The organism is Sphingomonas piscis (assembly GCF_011300455.1).
Classification (GTDB): Bacteria; Pseudomonadota; Alphaproteobacteria; order Sphingomonadales; family Sphingomonadaceae; genus Sphingomicrobium; species Sphingomicrobium piscis.
The window spans coordinates 2,643,711-2,659,805 of sequence record NZ_CP049869.1 but is presented as its reverse complement, the minus strand read 5'-3'; the positions used below and the strand labels follow the sequence as shown (position 1 = coordinate 2,659,805).

The following is a 16,095-nucleotide window of genomic DNA, read 5'->3' as shown; positions in this document are numbered from 1 at the left end:
GCCATAGCCGGCGCCATGCGGATCATTTTCATGGGATCGCCGGACTTTGCGGTGCCGACTCTGAACGCGCTGGTCGAGGCTGGGCACGAGGTCCCGGCGGTGTATTGTCAGCCGCCGCGCCCCGCCGGACGGGGTAAGGCCGACCGGAAAACGGCGGTGCATGCGCGGGCCGAAGAGCTGGGCCTCGAGGTGAGAACCCCAAGAGCCTGCGCAACGCGGAGGAACAGTCGCGCTTTGCCCTAATGGATGCGGACCTCGCAGTGGTGGCCGCTTACGGATTGATCCTGCCGAAACTGATCCTGGAGGCGCCAAGGAGCGGATGCATCAACGTCCATGCCTCTCTGCTGCCGCGCTGGCGGGGGGCAGCCCCCATCCACCGCGCGATCCTGGCCGGTGATGCGATCAGCGGGATAACCATCATGCGGATGGATGAGGGGCTCGATACGGGGCCCATGCTGCTCAAGCGGGAGCTGGTTCTGGACGGCAAGAACGCCGGGCAAGTGACGGAAGAGATGGCGGAACTCGGCGCGACGGCGCTGTTAGATTGGCTGGACCACCCTACCCCGCCCGAGCCGCAGCCGGACGAGGGTGTCACCTATGCCGCGAAGATCGACAAAGCCGAGACGCGCATCGACTGGACGCAGCCGGCGGAGCAGATTTTGCGACAGGTTCGGGCGTTTGCGCCCACGCCGGGTGCCTGGTTCGAGGCGAATGGCGAGCGGGTCAAGCTGTTGGAGGCGCGCTCTGCGGAGGGAAGCGGCGCTGCAGGGGAGGTTGTCGACGATCAACTTACGATAGCCTGCGTCTCCGGCGCGATCACACCCACTAAGGTGCAGCGGGCTGGTCGTGGCGCGATGACCCCAGTCGAGCTTCTCCGTGGTTTTGCCATCCCCAAGGGCATGATCCTTCCGTGACCCGCTGGCGGCTGACGGTGGAATATGACGGCGGCCCCTTCATGGGCTGGCAGCGGCAGGACCATGGACCGTCGGTACAGCAGGCGCTGGAAGATGCGCTTGAGCGGATGACGGGCGAGCAGGCGCCGGTGATCGCGGCGGGGCGCACCGATGCGGGCGTGCATGCGCTGGCAATGAGCGTGCATGTGGATGTTGTAAGGGAAATAACGGCGCACCGGCTCCGGGAGGGGCTGAATGCTCTGGTGCGCCCCGCCCCTGTGTCGGTCCTGACGGTCGAGCCGGCCGCGGACGATTGGCATGCACGCTTCTCGTGCGTCGGGCGGCGTTACCTCTATCGCATCCTGAACCGCCGGGCGCCGCCGGCGCTGGAGCGCGGCAAAGTTTGGCACATCGGCGTGGACCTCGACGTCGCTGCAATGGCGGCGGGCGCGGCGATGCTGGTGGGACGTCATGACTTCACGACGTTCCGGTCGGTGCACTGCCAATCGGACAGTCCGGTGAAGACGCTCGATCGGCTCGACGTTCGGCATAAGGGTGACGAGGTGCTGGTCGAAGCGGCAGCTCGGAGCTTCCTTCATCATCAGGTACGGTCGATGGTTGGGTGTCTTTCGCTCGTCGGCCGGGGGCAGTGGCGACCTGACGAAATGCGCAAGGCTCTGGAAGCGCGGAATCGGGCGGCGCTGGGGTTCAACGCGCCGCCGGACGGCCTTTACTTCGTTAAAGCCGTCTATCCCTGATGCTGCGTTGCAGCACTTGAATGCTGGTCTCACCATGCAAATCTGCTAGTAGCCGCGCCTGACGCGTGCCCTTGGGAGTTTCGCCGCCGTGCAGCGGATCATGATGAAGTCGAAGATTCACCGGGCAACGGTGACTCAGGCGGACCTCGATTACGTCGGGTCGGTGGCGATCGATGCGGAGTTGATGGAAGCGGCGGACCTGCTCGAAGGGGAACAGGTGGCGATTGTCGACATCACAAACGGCGCCAGGATCGAGACTTACGTGATCACCGCACCGGCGGGATCGCGCACCATCACCATCAACGGCGCTGCGGCGCATCTGGTGCATGCGGGCGACCTCGTGATCATCATGAGCTATGCCGTGATGGACGAGGCCGAAGCCCGGACCCGCAAGCCCACGGTGGTTCACGTCGACGGCGACAATCGCGTGGTGAAGCTCGGCAACGACCCAGCCGAACCGGTTCCCGGCCAGCCCGGGCAGAAGTGGGCGACCGAAGCAGCCACCTAACTATTCGGCGGCGAGCGCCTCATATTCCTGCGCCGCGAGGAAACGCTCCACGTCCAGCGCGGCCATGCAGCCTGTGCCGGCGGCGGTCACTGCCTGGCGGTAAACCTTGTCCATGACGTCACCGCAGGCGAACACGCCTTCGACATTGGTGCGGGTGGTGCCGGTGACGACCTCGATGTAGCCGTCCTCGTCGAGCTTGATCTTACCCTGGAACAGCTCCGTCGCCGGCTTGTGTCCGATGGCTACGAAGGCGCCGTCGACGTCGATGCGGGTGATGGCGCCGGTGCGGGTGTCGCGGAGGTCAAGGCCGACGAGTGCTTCGGGCTGACCGCCGCCGACGAACTCGGCGACTTCGTGGTTCCAGATCACCTTGACGTTCGGATGGGCGAAGAGCCGATCCTGGAGGATCCGCTCTGCACGCAGCGTGTCGCGACGGTGAATCAGGGTGACGTCGTGGCTATGATTGGTGAGGTAGAGTGCCTCTTCGACGGCGGTGTTGCCGCCGCCGATCACCGCAACCTTCTTGCCGCGGTAGAAGAAGCCGTCGCAGGTGGCGCAAGCGGATGCGCCCTTGCCCTTCATCATCTCCTCCGACGGCAGGCCCAGCCACTTGGCCTGAGCGCCCGTGGCGATCACGAGCGTATCGCAACTGTACACAGTGCCACTGTCGCCCTGCAGCCGAAACGGCCTGCGGGAGAGGTCGACATCGACGATATAGTCCCACACCATCTTGGTCCCGACATGCTCGGCCTGGGCCTGCATTTCCTCCATCAGCCAGGGGCCCTGGATGACGTCACGGAAACCAGGGTAGTTTTCGACGTCGGTCGTGGTGGTCAGCTGGCCACCGGGCTGGATTCCCTGGATCACCACAGGGGCGAGACCGGCGCGCGCGGCATAAATGGCGGCGGAAAGGCCGGCAGGGCCCGAGCCAAGAATCGCGACGCGGGTGGAAACGATATTGGTCATGGGCCGGATGTAAGGTCGCTGCCTCCCACCCGCAACGGAAAGGTGACGATGTTTGCGAGCTTGACATCACTCCCTCTTCAGGGCGCAACAGGTTCGGCTGTCCGCTGGTTCGGGCGCCTAGGCGCGGGTCCAGCTATCCTTCACCGCATAGTGCCGCATCTCGGCAATCTCGGGTATGAACGGGCGGATCGCGCTTAGAAACGGTGGGAAGTTCGGGCCTTTGCGAAAGCCGTTCAGATGCGCATCGGTCGATTCCCAGGTGATCCGGACCGTGACCGAGGCGGGGACTTCCTCGCACTGAGCCACCTCGTACGAGGCGCACTCCGGCGCTGCGCCAAGATGCTTGGCAGCAAGCCCATAAGCAGCAATCAACTCGTCGGGAGTGTGGGTCGTCAGCGCATAGCGAATATATTCGACGACCATTCCGCCACTCCTAAACCAGCCGGCTCTGCTTCACGGCCGCGGCGATGAACCCGGCGAACAAGGGGTGCGGTTCGAAGGGGCGGCTCTTGAGTTCGGGGTGAAATTGGACGCCGATAAACCAGGGGTGGTCAGGACGCTCCACGATTTCCGGCAACTGGCCGTCTGGAGACATTCCGGAGAAGACCAGGCCGCCCTTCTCAAGCGCATCCTTGTAGTGGATGTTGACCTCATAGCGGTGACGGTGGCGCTCGCTGATCTCGGTCGTGCCGTAAGCGGCGGCGGCATGGCTGTTGCCGGACAGCCTCGCGTCGTAGGCGCCTAGCCGCATGGTGCCGCCCATGTCGCCGTCCTCAGCGCGCTTCTGCAGGCCCTCGTTGCTCATCCACTCGGTGATGAGGCCAACCACCGGCTCCGGTGTCTCGCCAAACTCGGTCGACGAAGCTTCTGCGATACCGGCGAGGTTCCGCGCGCCTTCGATGCAGGCCATCTGCATGCCGAGGCAGATGCCGAAGAAGGGCACCTTGCGTTCGCGGGCGAAGCGGACGCTGGCGATCTTGCCTTCCGTCCCGCGCTCGCCAAAGCCACCGGGCACGAGGATGCCATGAAGAGGCTCGAGTTCGGCGGCGAGATTGTCGTCGTCGCCTTCGAACATTTCGGCATCAAGCCAGCGGATGTGCACTTTGGACCGATTGGCCAGGCCGCCGTGGACCAAGGCTTCGTTGAGGCTTTTGTAGGCGTCGGGAAGGCCGACATATTTGCCAACAACGCCAATCGTCACCTCGCCTTCGGGATGGTCGACGCGGTCCATGACGTCAGTCCACCGCGACAGGTCCGGCGCAGGCGCATCATGGATACGGAAGGCCTTCAGGACTTCGTCGTCCAAGCCTTCGTTGTGATATTGCAAGGGCACGTCGTAGATCGAACGGGCATCCAGCGCCTGGATGACGGCCGACGGCGGCACGTTGCAGAATTGAGCGATCTTCTCCCGGTCGGATTGCGGAATTTCCTTCTCGCAGCGGCAGAGCAAGACGTCAGGCGCAACGCCGAGGCTGGAGATTTCGCGGACGCTATGCTGCGTCGGCTTGGTCTTCAATTCACCCGCCGCCTTGATCCACGGCACGAGCGTGGTGTGAACGCTGACGGTCTGGTCCCGGCCGAGGTCGTTGCGAAGCTGACGGATCGCCTCGACGAAAGGCAGGCTCTCGATATCGCCGACGGTGCCGCCAATCTCGCAGATCACGAAGTCCAGGCCGTCGATGTCCGACAGCGCGAATTCCTTGATGGCATTGGTGACGTGCGGGATCACCTGAACGGTCGCGCCGAGATAATCGCCGCGCCGCTCCTTCATGATGATGTCGCGGTAGATTCTCCCGGTCGTGACATTGTCCGACTGTCGCGCCGAAATGCCGGTAAAACGCTCGTAATGGCCGAGGTCGAGATCGGTCTCCGCACCGTCGTCGGTGACGTAGACCTCACCATGCTGATAGGGAGACATGGTTCCCGGATCGACGTTTAGATAGGGGTCGAACTTTCGGATGCGCACCTTGAAGCCGCGCGCCTGTAGAAGCGCACCGAGCGATGCCGAAAGAAGACCCTTGCCGAGCGAGGAGACCACGCCGCCGGTGACAAAAATGAACCGCGCCATGGGAGTTGAGACTTAGGGTGCCGAAGCCCGCTTGGGCAAGCGGGCGAATCGAAAAAAGTTAAGGCGAGCCGCTTATTGCTGCAGCGGAACGGTCGGCGCCGCCCCGTTCGCGACCGGCCCTGCTTCGTTCGCATCGGCGGGCTGCGCCGGAGCCTGGGTCTCCGTTCGGGTCAGCGCCCCGGCAGATCCCGCGCTGTTGGCGAGCGACGTGTCCACCGATTGCGGTTTGCGTGTCGCGCCGGCGTAGGCGGCCATGGCAATGCACAGGACAACGAAGACGGTTCCAAGCACCGCGGTCGAGCGCGTGAGGAAGTCCGCAGCACCCCGCGCCGTCATGAAACCCGACGAACTGCCGCCAACACCAAGTCCGCCGCCTTCCGAGCGTTGCATCAGGATCACGGCGACGAGCGCCGTCGCGATCAATACTTGAACAATCAGGAGGAAGGTGAACATGGAGTGCTTTCGTTGCAATCAGTGCGGCGCATCTAGGCTATCGCTCCTTGTCGTTCAACAGCCTCCGCCGCGGCCGCAACGATCGGCAGGAAGTCGATCGCCCGCAAGCTCGCACCGCCGACCAAGGCACCGTCGACATTCGGCACTGCGAAGATCTCGGCGGCGTTGCTGCCATTCACGGAGCCGCCGTAAAGAATTCGAACGCCGGCACCTTGGCCGCCGAACCGTTTGTCGACCAGGTCGCGCAACGCGCCTGCAACCCAGCCGATTTCTTTAGGACTGGGTGTGCTGCCGCTGCCGATCGCCCAGACAGGTTCGTAGGACAGGGTCAGCCGGGTCGGTCCAACCTGTTCGGGAAGACTCTTGTTGGCGAGCCGGCAGACGGTCTCGATGGTTGCGCCGGCCTCGTGCGCTTCAAGGCTTTCGCCAACACAGACGATAACGTCCAGACCCGCTGCCTGCGCCGCTTCGGCCTTGGCGCGCACCTCGGCACTTCGCTCCCGCTCCCGCCGTTCCGAGTGACCGACAATGGTAAGGACCGCGCCGGCATCGACCAGCATGGCCGCGCCAAGGCAGCCGGTGTGCGCGCCGTGCGGTTCAAAGTGCACGTCCTGCGCCCCGACCGGAAAACCCGGAACGACATCCGCGGCACGGTGGATCAGCGTTGCCGGGAGGCATAAGGCCACGTCTACGCCACGATATCGTGCAGCGCCGCCGGCGATCGCCCGAACCTCTTCGAGGTGCGCGCCGACGCCATTCATCTTCCAATTACCAACCACATATTTGTTCTGTATCATAACATTCAGTTTAGCCTTTATGCTGGCAGCGCGAAAGCTCCCCGCCTTGCTGATGCGCCGCGCCCCTCCTAAAGCACCGCCTTTCACGCCTGTTGAGACCTATCGATGATCGCTTCTTTCCGACGCCTCTCCAAATCCAAGATCGGCACCGTCATTCTGGTCGCCTTCGGGGTGGCGATTCTTGCATCGCTGGCGCTGACGGATGCGCAAAGCTTCATGGGTTCGGGCGGCGGCTCGGGAACGCTGGCGAAGGTCGGCGGACAGAAGCTGACTGAACGGCAATTGCAGGATGAGCTTGCACGCCGCTTGAACATGCTGCGGCAGCAGAACCCCGCGGCGACCATGGCGGACCTCACCAACAGCTTCGATGCGACGGTGGCCGACCTAATCGACCAGATGTCGCTTCAGGAGTTCGCCCGCAAGACCGGGTTCGTCGTTTCCAAGCGCTTGATCGACGCCGAAATCGCCAACCTCCCCGGCACCAAAGGCCTGGACGGTAGGTTCAGTGAACAAGCCTATCAGCAGTTCCTCAACCAGCAGCGGCTGACCGACGGCGAGCTGCGCCGCTTGATCGGTCAGGAAATTCTGCAGCAGCTGATCTTGCAGCCGGTCGCGGCGAGCCCGCGTATCCCCGTTGGCGTGGCGCAAAACTACGCCTCCATGCTGCTTGAGCTTCGGCAGGGTGAAATCGGCCTCGTACCGGTGCAGGCGTTTGCCGCCGGGCTGAAGCCGACGGATGCCGATATCCAGGCTCATTATGCGGCCAATCGCACCAGTTACATGGTACCCGAACAGCGGGTGCTCCGCTTTGCCCGGATCGGCGCCGCGCAGGTGGCATCGGTAACAGCCACGGATCAGGAGATCTCCGCCGACTATCAGAAGAACCGCGCCAGCTATGCGCCGAAAAGTGTGCGGACGTTGAGCCAGGTGGTTGTCCAGAACCAGGCGACGGCGAACGCAATTGCGGCAGCGGCGAAGGCGAGCGGCAGTCTTGAGGCGGCCGCCAAGGGCAAGGCCGACGCTGCCTTCACCAATCTTGGCGAACAGACCCGCGAGCAATTGACCTCGCTTGGTGGGGCTCAGGTCGCAGGGAGCGTCTTTTCGGCGGCCAAGGGTGCAATCGTCGGGCCGGTCCGTTCCGACTTCGGCTGGACCGTCGTCAAGGTCGAGGAAGTGCGCGAGCAGCCGGGCAAGAGCCTGGAGCAGGCGAAGGCGGAAATCGCGCCGCGGCTGACCGAAGCGAAGCGCAAGGAGGCGCTGGCCGATCTCGTCAGCAAGATCGAGGATGCGATTGCGGACGGCCGCAACTTCCAGGAGGCCGCGGCCGCCGCCAAGGTGACGATTGAACAAACCCCGCTGATCACCGCCAACGGCGCTTCGCGGGCAAACCCCTCCTTCAAGCTGCCGCCGGAACTCGCGCCGGCGGTGCAGCGGGGCTTTGAGCTTGGCGAGAGCGACGATCCGGAGATCGTTGCCTTGAACCCTGAAGGAACGGACAACGTCCTTGTGGGTCCCGCGCAGGTCGTGGCGCCGGCCCCTGCACCGCTTGCGTCCATTCGCGACCGCGTCTCGGCTGACTGGGTGCGTAAGCAAGCGGGCGACCGGGCGAAGGCCGCGGCAACCGCCATTGCAGCCAAGGTCGCGCGCGGCATGCCGCTGGCGCAGGCTGCGGCACAGGCCGGGGTCACCCTTCCAGCCCCGCGGCCAGTTGCCGTGCGAAGACTGCAGCTGGCAGAGATGCAGGGGCAGGTGCCCGCCTCCATCCAGGCGCTTTTCACCCTCACGACGGGGAAGAGCCGCATGGTGGCGGACCCCGCCGGCGGCGGCTTCGCGGTCGTGAAGCTGAACGGGGTCACGCCGGGTAATGCCGTGTTGCAGCCTGGTCTCATCGCTCAGGTCCAGAAGGACTTCCAGGAAGCGACATCGACCGACTATGCACGCCAATTCCTAACCGCGGTGCGCAAGAACATCGGTGTCAGGCGCTACGACGACGCCATTGCCGACGCGAAGAAACGGATTCTCGCCGGATCGTGAGTGAACGAGGCTCTTGACCGGAGCCGTTCCGTTTCATAGACGTTCTCCGTTCGTTCCATTCGGAACAGGGAGTGGCGCCGATGTTGACTTCGAAACAGCATGAATTGCTGATGTTCATCAACGAGCGGCTCGGCCGCACAGGAGTGAGCCCGAGCTTTGATGAGATGCGCGAGGCGCTGGACCTCAAGTCCAAGTCGGGCGTGCACCGGTTGATCTCAGCGCTGGAGGAGCGGCAGTTCATTCGCCGCTTGCCCAATCGCGCCCGTGCCCTCGAGGTGCTGAAACTGCCCGAAGTGAAGAATACCGCGGTGCCGACGCCGAAGAACGCGATCCCCGTGGCAGCGAACGACACGATCGAGATCCCCCTTCACGGCCGGATCGCCGCCGGCACGCCAATCGAAGCACTGCAAGGAACGGAGAGCTTTTCCGTGCCTGCGGCCCTGCTCGGCCCGGGCGAGCATTATGCGCTGGAGGTTTCGGGCGACTCCATGGTCGAGGAAGGCATTCTCGATGGGGACTTTGCGCTGATCCGCAAGGTGGACACGGCGCGCGAGGGCGAAATCGTGGTGGCGCTGGTCGACAATGAGGAGGCGACCCTGAAAACCTTCCGCCGCGAGGGACAGATGATCCGTCTCGATCCGGCCAACCGCAATTATAAAGCGCAGCGCTACGAGCCGCGGCGCGTGCAGATCCAAGGCAAGCTGGCGGGCTTGATCCGGCGTTACTGAGGACTCGTGGTGGCCGCCCAGGGGTGATCGCCTACCTGAGCAGCAACACTTGCCACGTGCGGGGTGCTACCAAGGGTGATCGCAAGGCCGCCGGTCTGCTCCAGAAACTTCCGGTCGGCCTTCAACAAGGTGCCGATTGCGGCGAAGGCCACGGGCGCAAGGCCAAGCCAGCGGATGGGGCTTACCCATAGGCAGATCCACAATCCGCCCGCAGCGAACAAGGCGAAGCACCAAGTCGGGATGGATGCAACCGTCGCAACCGCGCCCGTCGTGCCCGCCACTGCATGCGCAATGCCGAGTAGCAGGCCGAGTGCCCAGCTCGTCGGGGCCCACAGCGGAGCGCCCAGGCCGATCGCGTCGGCAAGCAGTGCGGCAGCCTCCAGCGGCATGATCACGAAGGTGGTGAGCGGGATGGCGAGAATGTTGGCGCCGACGCCATAGAGCCCCGCCTTGTGGAAGTGGAACAACGCAAAGGGGATCAGCGCCGCTTCGACCGCCAGCCCGGTGGCGATCATGCCGCCGAACCAGCGCAGCCCCCTTGCCCACCACGGCTCCTCCCGCGCCTGGAGGTGGCGGCGAGCCCATGCGCTCGAGTGAAGGGCGATGATCGCGGCAACCGCGGCGAAGCTGAACTGGAAGCTGGCGCCGGCGATGGCTTCCGGCCGGAACAGCAGGACGACGAGAGCGCCGACGGCGAGCAGCCGCATGCTGAGCGCATCGCGCCCCAAAGCAATGCCGGCAAGCACGAGCAAAGCTGCCACGCAGCTCCGCACCGTCGGAACCTGCGCGCCGGTCAGGAGCGTGTAGAAGATGCCTGCCACAGCACCTGCCGCTGCCGCTGCCGACACCAGGACGAGATTGAAGCGGAGCGCAAGCGTCTCGCTGAGGGCCAGCAGGCGCAGGGTCAGGAACATCACGGCACCGATGACCGCGGCGATGTGAAGGCCGCTGACCGACAACAGGTGCGTGAGCCCGCTTCGGCGCATCGCCTCCGCATCATCTTCCGGAACGCCATTCTGGTCGCCGGTGACGAGGGCAGCGGCGATCCCGCCCTTCGCACCCGGCAGGCGCTCGCGAATGTGCGTACCCAGCCGCTCGCGCGTCCGGTCGAGGAAGGCGCCCTCGCCTTTCTTCACCAGCACGACGGGTCCAAGCACCCGGCCAACACCGCCGATGCCCTTGAACCAGGCATCACGCGAGAAATCGTAGCTTCCGGGAAGCGCCATCGAGGGCGGCGGCGCCAGGCGAGCGCGGAGCCGGACAAGTGAGCCGCGGTTAACGTCCTTGGAAACCCCGTCGACTTTGGCGGATACCCGCACCTTGGGAGGAAGATTTTTGCTGTCCGGCACGAGCAACAGTCGGACATCGCCCTTGGCGACGAGCTGCTCGACTGCAACCACCCTGCCCGTCATTTCTGTAACCACGGGACGTGACAGCTTGGGGGCTGCGATCCATTCCGCGCGACCCCAAACCAACGCACATCCCAATGCGGCGGCCGCAGCAAACCACGACACAGCGCGGCCTGTCCGGGTCGGTGGGAAGAGAAGTCCGACGACGGCAAGCGCGGCGCAAAGGCACAAAAAGGCAGCCCATGCTGCCGGGCTGCCGAGCGTGAACCAGCCGGCGATGCCCGCACCGAAGCCGGCCACCAGCCAAAGCGGCAGCTGCGCGCGCTCACGCTCCAGAAAGGCTTCTATTCCTTCCAGAATTGCGCTTAAGCGCGCCTGTCCAAAGCCCCGAGCACGCTGTGGATGAGGCGCACCCGCTATGGTAGGGGCGCTCGTCCATTGCATTGCAGCAGCACAAGAAGAGGAAAGCAGGCTTGAGCGCAAGCCATTCGTCGCAGCCGGTGGTCACGCGCTTCGCGCCGTCGCCGACCGGTTACCTTCACATCGGCGGCGCCCGCACCGCTCTCTTCAATTGGCTGTTCGCCCGCCACCACGGCGGGAGATATCTGCTTCGCATCGAGGACACGGACAAGGCCCGTTCGACACAGCCGGCCATCGACGCCATCCTTGACGGGCTGAACTGGCTCGGGATCGAAGGCGATGACACGCCTTACTTCCAGTCGCACTTTGAAAAGCGCCACGCGGAGGTGGCTGCCGAATTGCTGGAGCGCGGCGCTGCTTATCGTTGCTACCTGACCTCCGAGGAACTGCAGGCCCGCCGGGAAGCGGCGCAAGCGGAGCGACGGCCGTTCCGAATCAACAGCGAGTGGCGGGACTGCGCCGATGCGCCCTCCCCGACGCCCCGTTCGTGGTGCGCATCAAAGCGCCGCGAGACGGCGAAACCGTCATCGAGGATCTTGTGCAGGGTCGGGTTTCGGTTGCGAACGTCGAGCTGGACGATTTCGTGCTGCTGCGCTCGGACGGCACTCCAACCTACATGCTGGCGGTGGTGGTCGACGACCACGACATGGGCGTCACCCACGTGATCCGGGGCGACGACCATCTCAACAATGCCTTTCGCCAGCTGGCCATCATCGATGCGATGGGCTGGACTCGGCCGATCTATGCCCATGTGCCCCTGATCCACGGCCAAGACGGCGCGAAGCTGTCGAAGCGGCACGGCGCCCTGGGCGTCGACAGTTATCGTGACGAGCTCGGCATCTTGCCCGAGGCGCTGTTCAACTATCTCCTTCGCCTTGGTTGGGGTCACGGCGACGAGGAGATCATCAGCCGGAAGCAGGCCGTGGAATGGTTCGACGTCGACCATGTCGGAAAGTCGCCGTCGCGGTTCGACCTCAAGAAGCTGGAGAACCTTAACGGCCATTACATTCGGCAGTCCAACGACCGCCGATTGGCGGACTTGGTGGCGCCCAAGCTGCCGTTCGATGTCGTTGATCGCGATCTTCTGACCCGCGCCATGCCGGAGCTCAAAGCTCGTGCGCACGACATCAACCAACTGGCTGAGGGCGCTCACTTTTTGTTCGCCCAGCGTCCGCTCTCATTCGATGAGGCGGCGGCGGGGTTGCTCACGGCTGATGCCCGTGCGGCCCTGCACTCGGCGCACGTTGCGTTGAGCGCACTTGACGAGTGGAGCCATGACGCGCTTGAGAGCGCCGTCCGTGAGGTCGCCGACCGTCAGGGGCTGAAGCTTGGCAAGCTGGCCCAGCCGCTGCGCGCGGCGCTGACCGGAAAGACGACATCGCCCGGAATTTTCGACGTGCTTGCACTGCTGGGCAGAGACGAAAGCCTCGCCCGCATTGCCGACCAGATGGTGGAGCCCAGCGCATGAGTGACAAGACCCTGACGATGACCACCGATGGCAAGGAGCTGACCTACCCGGTCCTGCCCGGCACCGTTGGGCCGGAAGTCATCGACATCCGCAAGCTCTACGGTCAGTCGGGGATGTTCACCTACGACCCCGGCTTCACCTCGACTGCGGCCTGCCAGAGCGCCATTACCTATATCGACGGCGAGCAGGGCGTCCTTCTGCACCGCGGCTATCCGATCGACCAGCTGGCCGAGAAGTCGAGCTTCATGGAGGTGTCCTACCTCCTGCTGAACGGCGAGCTTCCGAACCAGGCCGAGCTGGAGAAGTTCAACAGCACCATCATGCGGCACACCATGCTGCATGAGCAATTATCGACCTTCTACCGTGGTTTCCGCCGCGACGCTCACCCGATGGCCGTGATGTGCGGCGTGGTCGGCGCGCTGTCGGCCTTCTACCATGACAGCACGGACATCACCGATCCGACGCAGCGGATGATCGCGTCCCACCGGTTGATCGCCAAGATGCCGACAATCGCGTCGATGGCCTACAAATATTCGGTCGGCCAGCCATTCATGTATCCGCAGAACGAGCTCAGCTACACTGGCAACTTCCTGCGCATGACCTTCGGCGTCCCCGCCGAGCCATATCTGATCAATCCGATCGTCGAGCGCGCGCTGGACCGCATCTTCATCCTTCACGCTGACCATGAGCAGAATGCGTCGACATCGACCGTCCGCCTGGCGGGTTCGTCGGGCGCCAACCCGTTCGCCTGCATTGCGGCGGGCATTGCTTGCCTGTGGGGACCGGCGCATGGCGGCGCCAACGAAGCCGCGCTCAACATGCTGCGCGAGATCGGCCGTCCGGAGCGGATCCCGGAATATATCGCCCGCGCCAAGGACAAGGACGATCCCTTCCGCCTGATGGGCTTCGGCCACCGGGTGTACAAGAATTTCGACCCGCGCGCGAAGGTGATGAAGGAGACGGCGCAGGAAGTCCTCGACGACCTCGGCATCAGCGATCCGGTGCTCGATACCGCCCGGGAACTCGAGCAGATCGCGCTCAAGGACGATTATTTCATCGAGAAGAAGCTCTACCCGAACGTCGACTTCTATTCGGGCGTGATCCTCAATGCGATCGGCTTCCCGACCGAGATGTTCACGGCCCTATTCGCGCTGGCCCGCACGGTCGGCTGGATCGCGCATTGGAACGAGATGATCTCGGACCCTGAGCAGAAGATCGGCCGTCCGCGCCAGCTGTACGTTGGCGCCACCCAGCGCGACTACGTGCCCGTCGGGCAGCGCTAACGCGCCTCAGGAAGGCTGAGCGAGAAGCGGGCACCGGGCGTAGCCTTCGTCTCCAGGGTCACGTCACCACCCATCGAGCGCGCAAGACGCCGGGCAATGGCGAGGCCGAGCCCGGTGTTGCTTCCCTCATCATGCGCGCGCTCGAACCTGCCGAAGATTCGTTCTTCATCACCCTCAGGGACGCCTGGGCCCTGGTCCTCGACTGCGACCGACACCTGTCCGTCGGAGCGGGTGAAATAAAGGTCGATATGGCCGCGGTCGGGTGAGTGGCGGATCGCATTGCCGATCAGGTTCACCAGGATCTGGATTACGGCCCGGCGATCGCCCTGCGCTGGAAGCCGCCGGCGCGCCTGCAGCTGAACGGCAATCCGGCGTTCCTGTGCCGTGGCTTCGAGCAGAAGCACGGCCTCTTCGGCAGCCTCCGCCAGGTTGAAAACGTCATCCGGCGCACTGCCTTGCGGCGACATGGAGGCAATTACCGACAGCAAGTGCCGAGCCGCCGTCGCGATGTCGGCGCCGTACGCGGCATAGTCGGGCTGAATTGGCCCATCCGCTTCGCCGACGATCTTTTCCGCCTCGGCGATGATCTGGTCGAGCGGTGAACGAAGCGCCTCATCGAATATCCGGTCGAACTCGATGGGGGGCGCGACGACCGACGCTTTCTCGACGAAGGCCTCGCCCGCCAGTCCGGCGAACTGTCCGGTGCCGTCGCGTACGATGTCGCCGCTTAACGTCAGGCGCGCGCCGCTGCCGCCGCGTACCCGCGCATGCTGATCACGAAAAGCATTCCTTGAGGCCAATGCCGCGAGAAGCGGCAATTCGCCGTCTTCATTCTCCTCCAGCTTCAGCAGCTTGGTGATGGGCAGGCCGACCAGGCGGTCGGGACGGGATTCCAGATGTTCGGCGAGCTCGCGCGAGACGTCGACGAGTTCGAGCCGGTCGTTCACCGACCAGGTCATGCCCGTGTCGAGCATGGTGTCGAGACGAGCGCCGGCCATTGCAGCCAGCCTGGATGGCTTGGCGGGGCGCTCAGTCCAGCTTTCCACCGCAATCAGGAGGTCGCTGCCTTCAGGGGTCAGGCGAACAAGCAGGTCGACGTCATTGTCGCTGGTCGCCGCCTGTACCGGGCGCACCAAAGCCGTTTGCAGGCGCCGCGCAACCTCGGCGAGGCTTGCCAGCTGGGGGACACAAACCCGGGTTCCAAGGGAGCCGCCGGCTTCTTCCTGAAGCCTGCGCAGCGGCGGATCAGCCTCGATCAGGCGATCGGACGAGTCGAGGCGACCCGTGATCAGGTCCGGGTCAGGCGGCGCGGTGGCCATTACCGTTCCCAAGCTTGCTTAGCGCCCGCTGGAAGCCATCGTCCAACTGCCACCACGTCCTGACCCCGTGCAACTGCTCATCGGACCAGCTTTCGAAATGTTCGAGGCTTGCGGCTGCGGATGGAAGGCCGACAAGGTCGCCAATCTGCGCGAGGAAGGTTGCGGCCACGGATCGGGAAACGCCCGCAATGCGAAGAAGCATAAGGACGCGGCGGTTCTGGCAGCTCGTCAGCTCCTGAAAGATGAGGCGATGGTCGACCCGTGCGCGCGCCGCGAGAAGATGGCTTAGTAAGCCGATGTCCCCCTGCTGGATTGCATCGTCGAGGAGCGAGTCGGTAATCCGAGCCGCATGGCGCAGCGCGTCGGCGAGCCGGGCGGTCGATGCGTCCAGGGCGCGTGAGTCATCGTGCGAGCCAAGTCGCTCGGTAGCGGCTGAACCCAACTGGCGCTCGGCGCTTGCCGCGTCGACCGTAACGGGCAGACGTTCGCGGAGGCCGGCGGCAATGGCAAATACCAGCTCGGCAGCAGCCTTTGCCGACAGATCGTCGAGTTCGATCACCGCGCGCCCGTAGCGGTCACGGCGGCGCCCACGGGCAATCAGCGCGGCCATGGCTGCGGCGGCGATCTCCGGCTGCGGATCCGCGACCAGCGGCTGCACAAGGTTGCGGGCGCGGCCGCCGTCACGGAGCTGCGCTGCGGACTGGACCCGCTCTTCGTCGGCGCGGCGGAGGAGCAACTCCACAAGTTCGGTGATGTCGAGGAGACCCGCGCGTTTCAGCCGTTGAACGAGGCCTTCATGATCTTCGTTGGCCGGCAGCCAATCGCGCGGCAGCACGGCTTGGATTTCTGTCGCGACATCGCTGACCAGCCGGTGCAGCAGCGCCGTCATTGTCGCAATCTGCTGTTCTTTGAGGCGGAAGTCCGGTTCCAGGAAGAAATCTTGCCGAACGGTAGTCAGCCGATCGGCCCCCGCGGGAAGCGCAGGGTGCATGCTCCCCTTCGGCGGGGGAGCCCAGATCGGCCACTCCTCTGGCGTCATCACCCCTCTTTA

The 16,095-nt window shown here is 64.5% G+C and carries 13 protein-coding genes and 2 pseudogenes; 7 read left to right on the top strand and 8 right to left on the bottom strand.

The window, feature by feature from the left end; genetic code table 11:
* Nucleotides 1-15 precede the first annotated feature (15 nt).
* The 3 genes and pseudogenes from fmt to panD all read left to right on the top strand — a co-directional run bounded on the left by fmt (nucleotide 16) and on the right by panD (nucleotide 2,159).
* Nucleotides 16-914 (top strand): annotated as a pseudogene (gene fmt, locus G7077_RS13525) (methionyl-tRNA formyltransferase).
* Entirely contained in the window at nucleotides 911-1,651 is a 741-nt protein-coding gene (truA, locus tag G7077_RS13520) for a tRNA pseudouridine(38-40) synthase TruA (protein WP_166412163.1), read from the top strand. The pseudogene fmt and the gene truA overlap by 4 nt, the downstream one beginning before the upstream one ends.
* 100 nt (nucleotides 1,652-1,751) lie before the next feature.
* Entirely contained in the window at nucleotides 1,752-2,159 is a 408-nt protein-coding gene (gene panD / locus G7077_RS13515; protein ID WP_246167229.1) for an aspartate 1-decarboxylase, read from the top strand.
* Here panD and trxB read toward each other — a convergent pair whose 3' ends face one another.
* The 5 genes from trxB to tpiA all read right to left on the bottom strand — a co-directional run bounded on the left by trxB (nucleotide 2,160) and on the right by tpiA (nucleotide 6,443).
* Nucleotides 2,160-3,125 (bottom strand): thioredoxin-disulfide reductase, encoded by a 966-nt coding sequence (gene trxB / locus G7077_RS13510; protein ID WP_166412161.1) that lies wholly within the window; start codon nucleotides 3,123-3,125, stop codon nucleotides 2,160-2,162.
* Between the two features lie 117 nt (nucleotides 3,126-3,242).
* Nucleotides 3,243-3,548 carry a putative quinol monooxygenase gene (locus G7077_RS13505; protein WP_166412160.1) on the bottom strand — a complete coding sequence of 102 codons (306 nt, stop codon included), beginning with the start codon at nucleotides 3,546-3,548 and terminating at the stop codon, nucleotides 3,243-3,245.
* A gap of 10 nt (nucleotides 3,549-3,558) precedes the next feature.
* Entirely contained in the window at nucleotides 3,559-5,193 is a 1,635-nt protein-coding gene (gene pyrG / locus G7077_RS13500; RefSeq protein ID WP_166412159.1) for a CTP synthase, read from the bottom strand.
* A gap of 72 nt (nucleotides 5,194-5,265) precedes the next feature.
* Nucleotides 5,266-5,646 carry a preprotein translocase subunit SecG gene (gene secG, locus G7077_RS13495; protein WP_166412158.1) on the bottom strand — a complete coding sequence of 127 codons (381 nt, stop codon included), beginning with the start codon at nucleotides 5,644-5,646 and terminating at the stop codon, nucleotides 5,266-5,268.
* Nucleotides 5,647-5,678: 32 nt separating this feature from the next.
* Nucleotides 5,679-6,443 carry a triose-phosphate isomerase gene (gene tpiA, locus G7077_RS13490; protein ID WP_166412157.1) on the bottom strand — a complete coding sequence of 255 codons (765 nt, stop codon included), beginning with the start codon at nucleotides 6,441-6,443 and terminating at the stop codon, nucleotides 5,679-5,681.
* Nucleotides 6,444-6,548: 105 nt separating this feature from the next.
* Here tpiA and G7077_RS13485 point away from each other — a divergent pair, with 105 nt between their 5' ends.
* Nucleotides 6,549-8,477, top strand: a complete 1,929-nt coding sequence (locus tag G7077_RS13485) for a peptidylprolyl isomerase (RefSeq protein ID WP_166412156.1) — start codon at nucleotides 6,549-6,551, stop codon at nucleotides 8,475-8,477.
* Nucleotides 8,478-8,557: 80 nt separating this feature from the next.
* Nucleotides 8,558-9,205, top strand: coding sequence for a transcriptional repressor LexA (gene lexA, locus G7077_RS13480; RefSeq protein WP_166412155.1), 648 nt, complete (start codon nucleotides 8,558-8,560; stop codon nucleotides 9,203-9,205).
* On the opposite strand, the gene G7077_RS13475 is transcribed toward lexA, so the two are convergent.
* The gene (locus G7077_RS13475) at nucleotides 9,199-10,998 is read right to left on the bottom strand and encodes a ComEC/Rec2 family competence protein (RefSeq protein WP_166412154.1); all 1,800 of its coding nucleotides are present in this window, start codon (nucleotides 10,996-10,998) and stop codon (nucleotides 9,199-9,201) included. The two genes, lexA and G7077_RS13475, sit on opposite strands and share 7 nt — an antisense overlap.
* Nucleotides 10,999-11,027: 29 nt before the next feature.
* Between G7077_RS13475 and gltX the strand changes: the two are divergent.
* Both gltX and G7077_RS13465 read left to right on the top strand, forming a co-directional pair.
* A pseudogene (gene gltX / locus G7077_RS13470) lies at nucleotides 11,028-12,442 on the top strand (glutamate--tRNA ligase).
* A complete protein-coding gene (locus G7077_RS13465) occupies nucleotides 12,439-13,725 on the top strand; it encodes a citrate synthase (RefSeq protein ID WP_166412153.1) in 1,287 nt (428 codons plus the stop codon). Before gltX ends, G7077_RS13465 begins: the two are co-directional and overlap by 4 nt.
* Here the strand turns inward: G7077_RS13465 and G7077_RS13460 are convergent.
* Nucleotides 13,722-15,044 (bottom strand): sensor histidine kinase, encoded by a 1,323-nt coding sequence (locus G7077_RS13460; RefSeq protein ID WP_166412152.1) that lies wholly within the window; start codon nucleotides 15,042-15,044, stop codon nucleotides 13,722-13,724. The two genes, G7077_RS13465 and G7077_RS13460, sit on opposite strands and share 4 nt — an antisense overlap.
* Nucleotides 15,025-16,083, bottom strand: coding sequence for a DUF2336 domain-containing protein (locus G7077_RS13455; protein ID WP_166412151.1), 1,059 nt, complete (start codon nucleotides 16,081-16,083; stop codon nucleotides 15,025-15,027). The genes G7077_RS13460 and G7077_RS13455 overlap by 20 nt, the downstream gene beginning before the upstream one ends.
* Nucleotides 16,084-16,095: the final 12 nt, after the last annotated feature.